The 12,515-nt window shown below is 66.4% G+C and carries 11 protein-coding genes; 3 read left to right on the forward strand and 8 right to left on the reverse strand.

Annotation, left to right across the window (positions count from 1 at the left end):
* Window positions 1-57 precede the first annotated feature (57 nt).
* From P0Y50_12605 to kdsA, 7 genes are all read right to left on the reverse strand, one after another.
* Window positions 58-1,452 carry an MFS transporter gene (locus tag P0Y50_12605; GenBank protein WEK39372.1) on the reverse strand — a complete coding sequence of 465 codons (1,395 nt, stop codon included), beginning with the start codon at window positions 1,450-1,452 and terminating at the stop codon, window positions 58-60.
* Window positions 1,453-1,483: 31 nt separating this feature from the next.
* Complete coding sequence (locus P0Y50_12610) at window positions 1,484-1,942, reverse strand: NfeD family protein (GenBank protein WEK39373.1); 459 nt, start codon at window positions 1,940-1,942, stop codon at window positions 1,484-1,486.
* Between the two features lie 20 nt (window positions 1,943-1,962).
* Complete coding sequence (locus P0Y50_12615) at window positions 1,963-2,952, reverse strand: SPFH/Band 7/PHB domain protein (GenBank protein WEK39374.1); 990 nt, start codon at window positions 2,950-2,952, stop codon at window positions 1,963-1,965.
* A gap of 74 nt (window positions 2,953-3,026) precedes the next feature.
* Window positions 3,027-4,118, reverse strand: a complete 1,092-nt coding sequence (locus P0Y50_12620) for a DUF3089 domain-containing protein (protein WEK39375.1) — start codon at window positions 4,116-4,118, stop codon at window positions 3,027-3,029.
* On the reverse strand, window positions 4,118-5,119 hold the full coding sequence (rfaD, locus tag P0Y50_12625) for an ADP-glyceromanno-heptose 6-epimerase (protein ID WEK39376.1): 1,002 nt from the start codon (window positions 5,117-5,119) through the stop codon (window positions 4,118-4,120). The genes P0Y50_12620 and rfaD overlap by 1 nt, the downstream gene beginning before the upstream one ends.
* Window positions 5,116-6,597, reverse strand: coding sequence for a D-glycero-beta-D-manno-heptose 1-phosphate adenylyltransferase (gene rfaE2 / locus P0Y50_12630; GenBank protein ID WEK39377.1), 1,482 nt, complete (start codon window positions 6,595-6,597; stop codon window positions 5,116-5,118). Before rfaE2 ends, rfaD begins: the two co-directional genes overlap by 4 nt.
* Before the next feature lie 18 nt (window positions 6,598-6,615).
* Entirely contained in the window at window positions 6,616-7,512 is an 897-nt protein-coding gene (gene kdsA / locus P0Y50_12635; protein WEK39378.1) for a 3-deoxy-8-phosphooctulonate synthase, read from the reverse strand.
* A gap of 93 nt (window positions 7,513-7,605) precedes the next feature.
* Between kdsA and P0Y50_12640 the strand changes: the two genes are divergently transcribed.
* From P0Y50_12640 to sseA, 3 genes are read left to right on the forward strand one after another with little or no spacing between them, the layout of a single operon-like run.
* Window positions 7,606-9,060, forward strand: a complete 1,455-nt coding sequence (locus P0Y50_12640; protein ID WEK39379.1) for a deoxyribodipyrimidine photo-lyase — start codon at window positions 7,606-7,608, stop codon at window positions 9,058-9,060.
* Window positions 9,061-9,091: 31 nt separating this feature from the next.
* Window positions 9,092-10,312, forward strand: coding sequence for a cyclopropane-fatty-acyl-phospholipid synthase (locus tag P0Y50_12645; GenBank protein WEK39380.1), 1,221 nt, complete (start codon window positions 9,092-9,094; stop codon window positions 10,310-10,312).
* Between the two features lie 10 nt (window positions 10,313-10,322).
* Window positions 10,323-11,150: a 3-mercaptopyruvate sulfurtransferase gene (gene sseA, locus P0Y50_12650; protein ID WEK39381.1), complete on the forward strand. Its 828-nt coding sequence runs from the start codon at window positions 10,323-10,325 to the stop codon at window positions 11,148-11,150.
* A 6-nt stretch (window positions 11,151-11,156) separates the two neighbouring features.
* Here sseA and P0Y50_12655 read toward each other — a convergent pair whose 3' ends face one another.
* A complete protein-coding gene (locus P0Y50_12655) occupies window positions 11,157-12,515 on the reverse strand; it encodes a dicarboxylate/amino acid:cation symporter (GenBank protein WEK39382.1) in 1,359 nt (452 codons plus the stop codon).

Raw genomic sequence — 12,515 nt, forward strand, 5'->3', positions numbered from 1 at the left:
GGCCGGCGCCCCGATCGACGGTGGGCGCCGTGCGGACGACAACCCTGGAAAAGACGGCTAGACGGCCTCGACTTCCTTTTCCGGTTCCGACGGGCGGCGGCGGATGCGCGATCCGCTCATCACTGCGCCGAACAGGGCCGCGACGGCGGCGATCTGGAATCCGTGCCGCACGCCGCTTTGCGGCGCGGCCGACAGCAGAAAGGCCACCACCACGGCGCCCATCGACTGGCCCAGAACGCGCGCCATTCCCAAGGAGCCGCCCGCCGCACCTGCCCGCTCGCGGGGAGCCTCGGACAGCAATGCGCGGTTGTTCGGGGACTGGAAGAAGCCGAACCCCGCCCCGCACAGAGCCATGCGCCAGACAATGTCGAAATGCGATGAATCGGCGTTCAGCAGGCTCAACGCCATCAGCCCGCAGGCGAACAGCGTCAGGCCCAATGCGCCCAGCACTCCGGCCGAATACCGGTCCGACAAGGCGCCGGCCAGCGGAGCGGCAAACATGGTCCCCAGCGGCCACGGCGTCATCAGAAGCCCCGTCTGGACCGCGCTCAGGCCCAGCGGTCCCTGTAGGAAGAAGGGCAAGGCCACGAAGGCCATCATCTGGGCGCTGAAGGAAATGATCGATGTCGCCACCGACAGGGCGAACATAGGCCGCGCCAGCAGGTCCAACGGGATCAACGGCGTCTTGCTGGGCTTCTCGTGTCGCACCAGAAGCACGGCTGCCGCCAGCCCCAATCCGGTCAGGCCGAAACCAAAGATGGCCGCCTCGCCGTGCGCCAGAGCCTGCAATCCGGTGATCACGAAACCGAATGTGGCCGCGCTCAATACGGCGCCGACGATGTTCAGCCGTCGCTTCTGCAGCGGATTATGCGGCAGGGTAAACCCCGCCATCGACACCGCCAGAATGCCTAGAGGAATATTTAGCGCGAACAGCCAGCGCCATTCGCCGACGCTCAGGATAGCGCTGGCTACGGTTGGACCGGCTGCGGCCGCCATCGACACGACTACCGCATTGATTCCGACCGCCTTGCCCAGCATTCGCTGCGGATAGGTGAAGCGCACCAAAGCGCCATTCACACTCATTATGCCGGCCGCGCCAAACCCCTGAAGCACGCGCGCCAGGCTGAGCGTCAGGATCGAATCTGAAAGGGCGCAAGCGATTGACGCCAAGGTAAAGACCGCCAGCCCCACCTGCGACACGCGGCGGTAACCGACGATCTCGCCCAGCGAAGCCAGTGGCAGCAGGGCGACGACGATGGCGATCTGATAGGCGTTGACGATCCAGATCGACGCCGCCGCCGACGCCTGCAGATCCTGTGCGATGGACGGCAGGGCCACATTGGCGATGGCCCCGTCCAGCACGGACAAGGTGGTGCCCAGACCGATGGAGACGATCGCCCAGTAACGCCGGGGCGTGGGCAAGCCGTCGGCTGCGACAATCTGGCTGGTCATGCCACGTCAACGCCCTCGATAGCGTAACGGTTCAGACGCCGGCCTGGACCGTCAGGCGCGAGCCATCGACACGCATGACCACCACATCCTGGCCCTCGCCCGGGGCCTCGCCCTCGATCTCGGCCGACCATTCTGCGCCGGAGACGAAGACCCGACCGCGCCCGTCGACGAACGCTTGCACCACCCTGGCCCTTTGGCCGATCAGACGGCTGTCGCGATCATTGATGTCGGGGCCGACGGGATTGGCCCTGGCGATCAGGCGGCGCGACAACAGGGTGGAAATCACCGTCAACAGAGCGAACACCGCCACCTCGCCCGTGAGCCCCAGCCGCACGCCCGCAGCCGTCATCACCGCCACGACCCCGGCTGAAACGGCGGGCCACAGCAGCCATTCGGTCGAGAACATCGCCTCGATCGCCAGCAGCAGCACACCTACGGCCAGCCAGATCCAGAACGGCTGGGCCGCGTAGAAGTCGGCGAGCGTGGTCATCGATCAGCCCCCTCTCTATATCAGGCCGAGGGCGGGACGCTGCCGGGCGCCGGACGGCGCGGCGGGGCTGGACGGGTCGGCGCGACCGCCGATCCGCTCTGCTGCTTGGCCAGACCGACCATCTCGCCGATTCCGGCGATGGTGCCGACCAAGGCGCCCATTTCAGCGGGTACGATAACCGTACGCTGCTGTGGGCTGCGGGCCAGTTCGGCGAAGGCCTCGACGTATTTCTGGGCCACGAAATAGTTGATGGCGTTCACGTCGCCGCGCGCGATGGCTTCGGACACCATGGACGTGGCGCGCGCCTCGGCCTCAGCCTCCCGCTCGCGGGCCTCGGCGTCGCGGAAAGCGGCTTCCTTGCGGCCTTCGGCCTGAAGGATGGCGGCCTGTTTGGCGCCTTCGGCGCGGGCGATGGCGGCGGATTTCTCGCCGTCGGCTTCGGTGATGACGGCGCGACGCTCACGCTCGGCCTTCATCTGGCGGGCCATGGCGTTGGTGATGTCGGTCGGCGGGGTCAGATCCTTGATCTCGATCCGGTTGACCTTCACGCCCCACGGCTCGGTCGCCGCGTCGATGACGTGCAGCAGCCGGGTGTTAATGCTGTCGCGCTGGCTCAGCACCTCGTCCAGTTCCATCGAACCGACCACGGTCCGCAGATTGGTCATGCAGAGTTGCGAGATCGCATAGGGCAGATCGTCGACGCGATAGGCTGCGCGGGCGGAATCCATCACCTGGATGAAGACGATGCCGTCCACCTTCACCATGGCGTTGTCCTTGGTGATGACTTCCTGGGTCGGGACGTCCAGCACCTGTTCCATCATGTTCATGCGCCGGCCGATCCGCTCCACGAACGGGGTCAGGAAGCCGATGCCGGGGCTGAGGGTCTTGGTGTATTTGCCGAAGCGTTCGACCGTGAATTCACGCCCTTGCGGCACGATCTTGATCACGCTGATCAAGAGCACGATGGCGAGCAACAGCACGACGCCGGCGAATATGGTGGTGACGTCCATTCAGATCCTCCCTGAGGCGGCGACCCTACCCGCTGCGCGCGAGCGGCGCCACAGAAACCGGCGGCGGTCTTGTCTCAGGCGCCGTTTCGCCTGCGCCAGGCGTTGACGCGCGTCGCAACATCCCGCTCGATGTCGCCGTAGAACAGGTTGTAGGGCACGATCTTGCGTCGATCCGCCCAGCTTCCGCCAGCCGTCAGGAAGTCGGCGTCCGGCGCGCTGTGCCACAACAATCCGCCGCGACATTCGGTGGAGATCAGCCGCCCGGTCAGGGCCGGCCTCGCGCCCCATTCCAGGCCGGTGGCGTTGGTCGCGCCGCTGTGCTGGCGGGCCTCAGCACGGGGTTGATCGGTCGCCCCGGTGACGGGATTGACGCAGATCGGCGCAGTCTCCAGTCCCACCAGTTCGCCCCGGTCATTCCATTCCAGCGCGCGACGAAGCGCCCTGTGCGCGGCCGAGTCGTCGCCGTCCTGGACAGACATCCAGGCCACCAGGCATCCGGTCTGGTCGGCTGTGTCGCAGGGCGCGATGCGGCCATCGAACATCTCGCGGCTGACCAGGGTCTCGATCAGATAGGCGGCGGCCAGGCGCGCCTTCAACGCCGGGTGAGTGTTCAGCTCCTCGCGCACCAACCGGGCGGCCAGTTCGCCCCCCTGCTCGACCCCGGCGATGACGATGGGACCGTTCGGGTGGTTGGTCAGCCATAGATCGAAGGCCCGTTTGACGTCTTCATACGCGAAGGCCCTGGCCTCACGCGCATCGTCGCGCAGCGTCAGCCGGGTATAGAGACTGGCCTGCCGATACAGGGGCGCGCTGACCTTGGCCTCGCGCGCGAATGGCGAGGCGTAGTTGGGCAGGACCACGCGGCTCATATAGGCGTTGGCCCGGGCGTCATCGATGGCGCCGTTCCAGCCCGATCCGCCGTCGAAAGTGGTGGGCATGACGAAGAAGACCGACGCCTGATCCGACCGTCCGTCGTCCTGCAACGCCCAGGATAGAGCCGAGCGGTAATCGGGCGCGGGCGGCGGCTTGTACGTCTGGAACGGGACCTGCGGATCCAGACCGGCTCTCAGAATGTCGCCGCTCCACACGGCGACGGCGGCGGTCACCACGAAGACGGCGACGAACCCCGCATATCCGACCCACTGTCTGAAGGTCAGCCGGCGCATCAGCGGTAGGGATCGGCCGTGGACAGGAAGTCCTGCACGTAGCGGCGCACACCCTCTTCCAGCGGCGTCGACTGCCCCTCAAAGCCCGCTGCGCGAATGCGGTCCATGCGCGCCTGGGTGAAATACTGATAACGATCCCGGATCGAGACCGGCGTGTCGACATAGTCGATGGAGGGGTTTTTTCCGGCGGCCGCGAAGGTCGCCTTGGCCAGCTCGACGAACGACCGCGCCTGGCCGGACCCGGCGTTGAATACCCCAGACACCTCGGGCGATTGCAGCAGGAACTCGATGATGTCGACCACGTCGTCGACATAGACGAAATCGCGCATTTGCCCGCCGTCGGCATAGTTGGGGTTATGCGAGCGGAACAGGGTCACGGTCTCGCCCGCCTGCACCTTGGGCCAGATTTGGGCCACGACCGACTTCATGCTTCCCTTATGGCCCTCGTTCGGACCATAGACGTTGAAGAACTTCAGCCCCGCCCACTGACGCGGCGCCTGGCCCCGATCCGCCTGCCGTACCGCATATTGATCGAACAGCATTTTCGAATAGCCGTAGGCGTTTAGCGGACGAAGCTGCGCCAGAGACTTCGCATCGTCATCGTCATCGAAACCCGCCTCGCCATCGCCATAGGTCGCCGCCGACGAAGCATAGATCATCCGCGCGTCTCGAAGCGCGCACCAGTCCCACAGGTCGCGCGACAGGGTGAAGTTGGTCCGCAGGATCAGGTCCGCATCCGGCTCGGTCGTCGCAGAGATCGCCCCCATATGAACCACGGCCTCGATCCGTTCGGCGTGGCGTTCCAACTGTTCGAACAGTTCCCCGGGCGACCAGAAGTCCGCGATGGGGTGTTTGGCCAGGTTCTTCCACTTGGCCAGGTCGGCCGTTTCCAGACGGTCGCAGACCACGACGTCATAGGCCGTTTCGGCCGTCAGCCGCGCCACGATGTTGGAGCCGATGAAACCGGCCCCGCCGGTCACCACGATGATGCGCGGGGTCATGGCTCTTGTCCTTTCGCTGGCGTCGTTTGCGGACCAGCCGTCATCTTTTCGATGGTCCGGGTGGTTGAAAAGCCGTCCTTGAAATCAGCCAGCTTCACCTCGCCGCCCCAGCTTTCCACCAGATCGCCACCCACCACCCCTTCGCGGGTATAGTCCGATCCCTTGATCAGCACGTCGGGCTTCAGCCGTTCGATCAGGGCCAGCGGCGTCGGATCGTCGAAACTGGTCACGCGATCCACGCTGGCCAAGCCGCCGATGACGACCGCACGGCTGTCCAGATCGTTGACCGGCCGCCCCTCGCCTTTCAGTCGCCGGACCGAGGCGTCGGTGTTGAGCGCCACGACAAGCCGGTCGCACCAACTGCGCGCCTGGGCCAGATAGGCGACGTGGCCACGGTGCAGGATGTCGAAACAGCCATTGGTGAAGCCGACCTTCAGGCCCTGACGCCGCCAGGTCTCCACGTCGGCGGCCAACTCCTCCAGAGGCGTCACCTTGGCCACGGCGGCGCTGGCGTGCTGGCTGACCTCGGCCTCTATCAGTTCGGCGGGCGTGACGACGGCTGTCCCGGCCTTGCCCACCACTACGCCGGAGGCCAGGATGGCGAACTGCACCGCCGTTTCCAGCGACACCCCCGCGCCAAGCGCCAGGCCGATGGCGGCCAGGCCCGTGTCGCCGGCGCCCGATACGTCGAACACTTCTCGCGCCCGGCCGGGGAAATGCTTCACCGGCGCGTCTCGCCGGGCCAGGCTCATGCCTTTGCCGGCGCGCGTGACGATGACGGCTTTGGTTGTCGTGGCGGCCAGCAGGGCGCCCAGCGCCATCTCGACCTCCGCGTCCGTTCCGACCGGGAGGCCGGTCGCCGCCGCCAGTTCCGACGCATTGGGCTTGATGACGTCCACGGCGCCATAGCGGGCGAAATCGCGCCCCTTGGGATCGACCACCATCGGCGCGCCCGACGCCTTGGCCGCCGCCAGAGCCGCAGCGATCAAATCATCGCCGACCACGCCCTTAGCGTAATCTGACAGAAGATAGACCGAAGCGCCTGAAAAAGCGTCTGAAGACTCGACGGTCACAGGCGCCGCTTCGTCATCCAATCGCAACAACTGCTGCCCCGCAGAGACGAAGCGCGTCTTGACGATGGTGGCCGCGCCCGCAGGCCGGACCAGCACATCCTCAATGCCGGGTTCCGCGGCGATCAGAGCGGTCAGTTCCGCACCCGCCGCATCGTCTCCGACCACGGCGCCCAGTCGCGCGACACCGCCCAGGGCCGCGATATTGCGCGCCACATTACCCACGCCGCCGGGCATGGCGACGGTGCGCGCGGCGCGCAGCACGGGTATGGGCGCCTCAGGCGAAATCCGGCTGACCTCGCCGTAGACGTAGCGATCCAGCATCAGGTCGCCGACGCAGGCGATCTTCAGGCCGCGCACGCGCTCCAGCAGGCTTTGCAGGGCGCCCAGATCCAGGGTGTCAGACATTCGCCCGACCTAGAGGATTCACGCCGCCTGCGCCACCGGCGCCTTGGCGCCCAGTTTGATGGCCAGATCATCGAAGGCGATCAGCTGCGCGGCCAGGGCCTCGAACTGGCCCAGCGGCACCATGTTCGGGCCATCCGACGGGGCGTGGTCGGGATCGGGATGGGTCTCGATGAAGACGGCGTCCACGCCGACCGAAACGGCGGCGCGCGCCAGGACCGGCACGAATTCGCGCTGGCCGCCCGACGACGTGCCCTGCCCGCCCGGCTGCTGGACGCTGTGGGTGGCGTCGAACACGACCGGGCAGCCGATGTCGCGCAACACCGGCAGCGCCCGCATGTCGCTGACCAGCGTGTTATAGCCGAAACTGGCGCCCCGTTCGCAGGCCATGACGTTCGGATTGCCGGCGCCGACCACCTTGGCGATGACATTCTTCATGTCCCACGGGGCCAGGAACTGGCCCTTCTTGATGTTGATGGCCTTGCCTGTGGCGGCGGCGGCCAGCAGCAGGTCGGTCTGGCGGCTGAGGAAGGCGGGAATCTGCAACACATCGACGACTTCGCCCACCGGCCCGCACTGGGCCTCGGAATGGACGTCGGTCAGGGTCGGCAGGCCGGTGACCTCGCGGATTTCCGCGAAGATGGGCAGGGCCTCCTTCAGGCCGATCCCGCGCGCCGCGCTGGCGCTGGTGCGGTTCGCCTTGTCGAAGCTGGTCTTGTAGATGATGCCCGCGTTCAGCCGTTCGCCGATTTCCTTCAGCTGATGCGCGGTTTCCAGCGCGTGCTGGCGGCTTTCCATCTGGCAGGGGCCGGCGATGAAGGCGATTCGCGCGCCGCCGCCGATGACGACAGGCGTCCGAAGACCTTCGGACAACGTAATGACAGCGTTGGGTCGGCTCACGGGTACGGCTTTCTGCATTTATTGGGTCTGGCGAGCGGGAATGCCGCAAGCTTGAGGCCATCAGTTGGCGCTCGTCGGCGATGAGCGCAAGTTATCACGGAGTTCGCCTGCTTGACCAATACGCCCGTCATTCTCTGGTTCAGGCGCGATCTGCGACTTCACGACAATCCGGCCCTGAACCATGCGGCCGAGACGGGGCGGCCCATCCTGCCGGTCTTCATCTTGGACGACCATTACGACCGCCCGATCGGCGCGGCGTCGAGGTGGTGGCTGGACAAGTCCCTGCGCGCCCTGGGCGCCGCGCTGGAGGATCGCGGCGCGCGTCTGATCCTGCGGCGAGGCGACGCCCATGCCTGTCTGCAAGCGCTGATCGCGGAGACCGGCGCCGACGCCGTCTTCATGAACCGTTTGTTCGAGCCGAAAGCCTTTGAACAGGATGCGGAGATCGCCCACGCCCTGAAAGCCGAAGGTGTCGATTGTCGAGGGTTCAATGGAAGCCTGATGTGCCGACCCGGCGCCGTGCTCAATGGGTCGGGCAATCCATACAGGGTTTTTACGCCCTTTCTTAAGGCGTTGCTTTCGATTGCGGAGGCGCCTTCACACACGACCGGCCCGCGCCGTATGGAAACGCCGCCTCAAACAGCCAGCGACGATCTGGACGACTGGGGCCTGCATCCCGCCGCCCCCGACTGGTCCGGCGGGTTCGACTGGACGCCGGGCGAAGCGGGTGCGGCCCAGGCGCTGGCGACCTTCCTCGCCGATGGACTGGCGACCTATGGGAAGGACCGGGATTTCCCCGACCGGCCTGCCTCCAGCCGCCTGTCACCGCATCTGCACTGGGGCGAGATCAGTCCGTGGCGCGCCATCGAACGCGCCCGCCAGGCCGCCGAGGCGGGCAAGGTCGCCCCCACCGAGGCCGAAAAATTCGTCGCCGAGATCGGCTGGCGCGAGTTTTCGGCCCACCTGCTGCACCAGTTTCCCTACATCGTCGATCACGCCTTCCGTCCCGAATATGACGCCATGCCCTGGCGCGATGATCCAGGGGGTCTTGAAGCCTGGAAGCGCGGACGAACAGGCTATCCTCTGGTGGACGCCGGGATGCGCCAGCTGTGGGCCACGGGTTGGATGCACAATCGCGTGCGCATGATCGTCGCCTCCTTCCTGATCAAACATCTGCTGATCGACTGGCGCGAGGGCGAGGCCTGGTTCTGGGACACGCTGGTCGACGCCGATCTGGCCAGCAATGTGCAGAACTGGCAGTGGGTCGCCGGTTCGGGGGCCGACGCCTCGCCCTATTTCCGCATCTTCAACCCCATCGCCCAGGGCGAGAAGTTCGATTCGCATGGCGGCTATGTGCGCCGCTGGGTTCCCGAACTGGCCCGCCTGCCCGACCGCTGGCTCCACACGCCGTGGACCGCCCCGGCCGAGGCGCTGCGTGACGCGGGCGTGCGCCTGGGCCACGACTATCCCCGCCCCATCGTCGAGCATGACAAGGCCCGCGCCCGCGCGCTCGACGCCCTGAAAGCCGTCTCCGGTCGCGGCGATGATCATAGTGATCGCGATTGACCGCCCCGCCATCAGAGCCGAGAGTCCGAGCATGAGCGTCGCCAGCGCCGATCTCGAAACCGTCGCCCGCCAGACCCCTCGGGTCTTTGCGATGATGCTGCGTCTGCTGGCCCGGAACTGGACCTTTGGGCAGTTGACGGTCCAACTGCCGAACGGCGAAGTTCATGTCTTGCAGGGCGACCGCCCCGGCCCCAGCGGCGTTCTCGACGTCAAGGACTACCGCTTTGCGCGTCGCGTCCTGGCCGCCGGCGACATCGGTTTCGCCGAGGCCTATATGGCCGGCGAATGGGACAGCCCGCATCTGGCCGTGCTGTTGGAGACGCTGGTCGACAACTATGACCACATCCGCCGCCTGTTCGACGGCAATTGGCTGATGATGGCCGTCAACTGGCTGTCTCATCGCCGCAACCGCAACAGCCGCAACGGTTCGAAAAAGAACATCCATGCCCACTACGACCTGGGCAACGCCTTCTACGCCAGTTGGCTGGACGGCTCGATGACCTATTCTTCGGCCCGTTTCGGCCGTGCAGGTGAACCACTGGAAGCGGCCCAGCGCCGGAAATACGCCGACCTCGCCCGTATGATGGACCTGAAGCCCGGCATGACCGTGCTGGAGATCGGCTGCGGCTGGGGCGGCTTCGCCGAGTTCGTGGCGCGCGACATCGGCGCCCATGTCACCGGCATCACCATCTCAAAGGAACAGCACGATTTCGCAAAGGCCCGGTTGTTCAGCGCGGGACTGTCGGAGCGGGCCGACATCCGGTTGATCGACTATCGCGACGTCCAGGGCCGGTTCGACCGCGTCGCTTCCATCGAGATGTTCGAGGCCGTGGGCAAGGAATACTGGCCCGCCTATTTCGGCAAGATCCACGACGTCCTGACGCCCGGCGGCGTGGCGGGCCTGCAAATCATCACCATCCAGGACGTTCTGTTCGACGAATACAACGCCCGCACCGACTTCATCCAGAAATACGTCTTCCCCGGCGGCATGCTGCCGTCCGAACAGCGGCTGGCGCCGGTGACGAAAGCGGCCGGTTTGACCTGGCGGGCGGTCGAGCGGTTCGGCCAGGACTATGCCGAGACCCTGAAGCTCTGGGACGAGCGGTTCCAGTCGGCCTGGGGCGACATCAGCCGGATGGGTGGTTTCGACGAGCGATTCCGCCGTTTGTGGCGCTTCTACCTGGCCTATTGCGAGGCGGGCTTCCGTTCGGCCCGCACCGATGTGATCCAACTGACCCTTTCGCGAGGATGACGGCGCGCACATGAGCTTTCTGATCTCTGTCGAAGACCTGGCGGCCCAGCTCGACCAGCCAAACCTGCGCATCGTCGACGCCAGCTGGCATCTGGACGGACGCGACGCCCGCGCCGATTTCGAGCAGGCGCATATTCCGGGCGCCGTCTTCTTCGATCTGGACGCCGTCTCCGACCGCGAGAGCCCCCTGCCCCACATGATGCCCACACCAGCGGCCTTCGCAGAGGCGGTCGGCGCGCTGGGCGTCGCGGCGGACGACCGGATCGTGGTCTATGACACAGTCGGCCTGTTCTCGGCGGCCCGCGTCTGGTGGATGTTCAGGACGATGGGTGCGCGCGACGTTCGTGTCCTTGACGGCGGCCTTCCCTTGTGGCGGGCGCGCGGGCTTGGCGTCGAGCAAGGGGCGGCCAGTCCTGAACCGGCCGTGTTCGACGCCCTCGCGGCGCCCGGCGCCGTCGCCGCCCTGGACGACGTTCGCGCCGCTCTGGACGGAGGCGACCAGGTGATAGACGCGCGCGGCGCTGCCCGTTTCACGGGCCAGGCGGCCGAACCGCGCCCCGGCGTTCGCGGCGGCCATATGCCGGGCGCGCTCAACGTGCCGTTCGGCCGGTTGCTCGATCCCGACGGAAGAATGAAGCGCGGTGACGCTCTGGCACAGGCTTTTGCGGATGCTGGCGTTGATGTGGACAAGCCCGCCATCACCACCTGCGGCTCAGGCGTCACCGCCGCCATATTGACCCTGGGACTGGCCGAGTTGGGCCGGTCGTCTCGCCTCTATGACGGTTCCTGGTCGGAATGGGGGAGCCGTCAGGACACGCCGGTCGCCGTCTCCCCCTGATGCCGCCTAGGCCGTTCCGTGCTTCAACCCGCGACGCGCCGTGCCAGGGAGTTCTTCTGAAACAACCGGATCGGGCGCCGCCGGCCCATCGTCCTTCTCACCGCGCGACACCACGGTCGCGAGGACCAGATCGCCGGTGACGTTCAGCGTGGTGCGGCACATGTCCAGGAAGCGGTCGACGCCCAGGATCAGGCCGATGCCTTCGGGCGGCACCTTCACCATCACCAGGATCATGGCCACCACCGGCAGGGAGCCGGCCGGCACGCCCGCCGTGCCCACGCCGCCCAGGATGCAGACCAGCATCACCACCACCTGCTGGGTGATCGACAGGTCGACGCCGAAGAACTGGGCCAGGAACAGCACCGTCACCCCTTCGAACAGGGCCGTGCCGTTCTGATTGGCGGTCGCCCCGACGGTCAGAACGAACCGGGCGATCTTGCGCGGCAGCTTCAGCTGCTCTTCCGCCGCCTTCAGCGACACCGGCAGCGAGGCGTTGGACGACGCGGTCGAGAAGGCCACGACCATCGGCTCGCGCACGCCCTTGAAGAAGGCGATGGGCGAACGCCCGGCCAACAGCCAGATCACCAGCGGATAGACCACGAACATATGAATCGCCATGGCGCCCACGGCCACGCCGACGAAGGCCGCCAGCCGGACCAGCAGATCCCATCCGAACAGGGCCGCCAGATTGAACATCAGGCAGGCGATGGCCAGCGGGGCCAGTTTGATGAACAGGTTGATCAGGGTCATGGAGACCTCGAAAATCCCCTGGATCACTTCCTGCAGCCGATCCGTCGCCGGGCTCTTGGCCATGACCAGGCCGATGCCGAAGAACAGGGCGAAGATCATCAGCGGCAGGATGGCGTTGTCCGCCGCCGCCGTGATCGCATTGGACGGCACCAGGTCCAGGAAGAAGTCGCCCAGCTGGATCGAGCTGTCACGCCCGGTCTGGACGATGCTGGCCGCCCCGTCCTTGCCCTGGGCCAGCAACTGCTGCGCCACCGCCGGATCGACCCCTCGACCCGGCTGGAAGACGTTGACCATCACCAGACCAATGACAACGGCGATGCTGGACACCACGATCGTCAGCAGCAGGGTCTTGATGCCCGCGCGACCCAGGGCGCTGAGATCGCCCATCTCCGCCACCCCGACGACCAGGGCCGAAAACAGCAGGGGGATCACCATCATGAACAGCAGACGCAGGAAGATCTGACCGATCGGCCCGGTGACATTGTCCGTCAGCCACACGACCCAGGCCGTATCGGCGCCCACAGCCAGATTGACAAGAAGCCCCCCCACAAGCCCCACGGAAAAGCCGATCAGCATCAGCCAATGCAGCGCGAGGCCGCGTTTCGTTTCGGTCAT

This window comes from Candidatus Brevundimonas colombiensis (assembly GCA_029202665.1).
In the GTDB taxonomy this organism is placed as follows: Bacteria; Pseudomonadota; Alphaproteobacteria; order Caulobacterales; family Caulobacteraceae; genus Brevundimonas; species Brevundimonas colombiensis.

Coding starts and splice junctions, on each gene's coding strand:
- P0Y50_12615 (WEK39374.1), bottom strand. CDS start 2,952: ATGGACGTCACCACCATATTCGCCGGCGTCGTGCTGTTGCTCGCCATC.
- P0Y50_12645 (WEK39380.1), top strand. CDS start 9,092: ATGAGCGTCGCCAGCGCCGATCTCGAAACCGTCGCCCGCCAGACCCCT.
- rfaE2 (WEK39377.1), bottom strand. CDS start 6,597: ATGTCTGACACCCTGGATCTGGGCGCCCTGCAAAGCCTGCTGGAGCGC.
- rfaD (WEK39376.1), bottom strand. CDS start 5,119: ATGACCCCGCGCATCATCGTGGTGACCGGCGGGGCCGGTTTCATCGGC.
- P0Y50_12655 (WEK39382.1), bottom strand. CDS start 12,515: ATGACCGAAACGAAACGCGGCCTCGCGCTGCATTGGCTGATGCTGATC.
- P0Y50_12605 (WEK39372.1), bottom strand. CDS start 1,452: ATGACCAGCCAGATTGTCGCAGCCGACGGCTTGCCCACGCCCCGGCGT.
- P0Y50_12610 (WEK39373.1), bottom strand. CDS start 1,942: ATGACCACGCTCGCCGACTTCTACGCGGCCCAGCCGTTCTGGATCTGG.
- sseA (WEK39381.1), top strand. CDS start 10,323: ATGAGCTTTCTGATCTCTGTCGAAGACCTGGCGGCCCAGCTCGACCAG.
- P0Y50_12620 (WEK39375.1), bottom strand. CDS start 4,118: ATGCGCCGGCTGACCTTCAGACAGTGGGTCGGATATGCGGGGTTCGTC.
- kdsA (WEK39378.1), bottom strand. CDS start 7,512: ATGCAGAAAGCCGTACCCGTGAGCCGACCCAACGCTGTCATTACGTTG.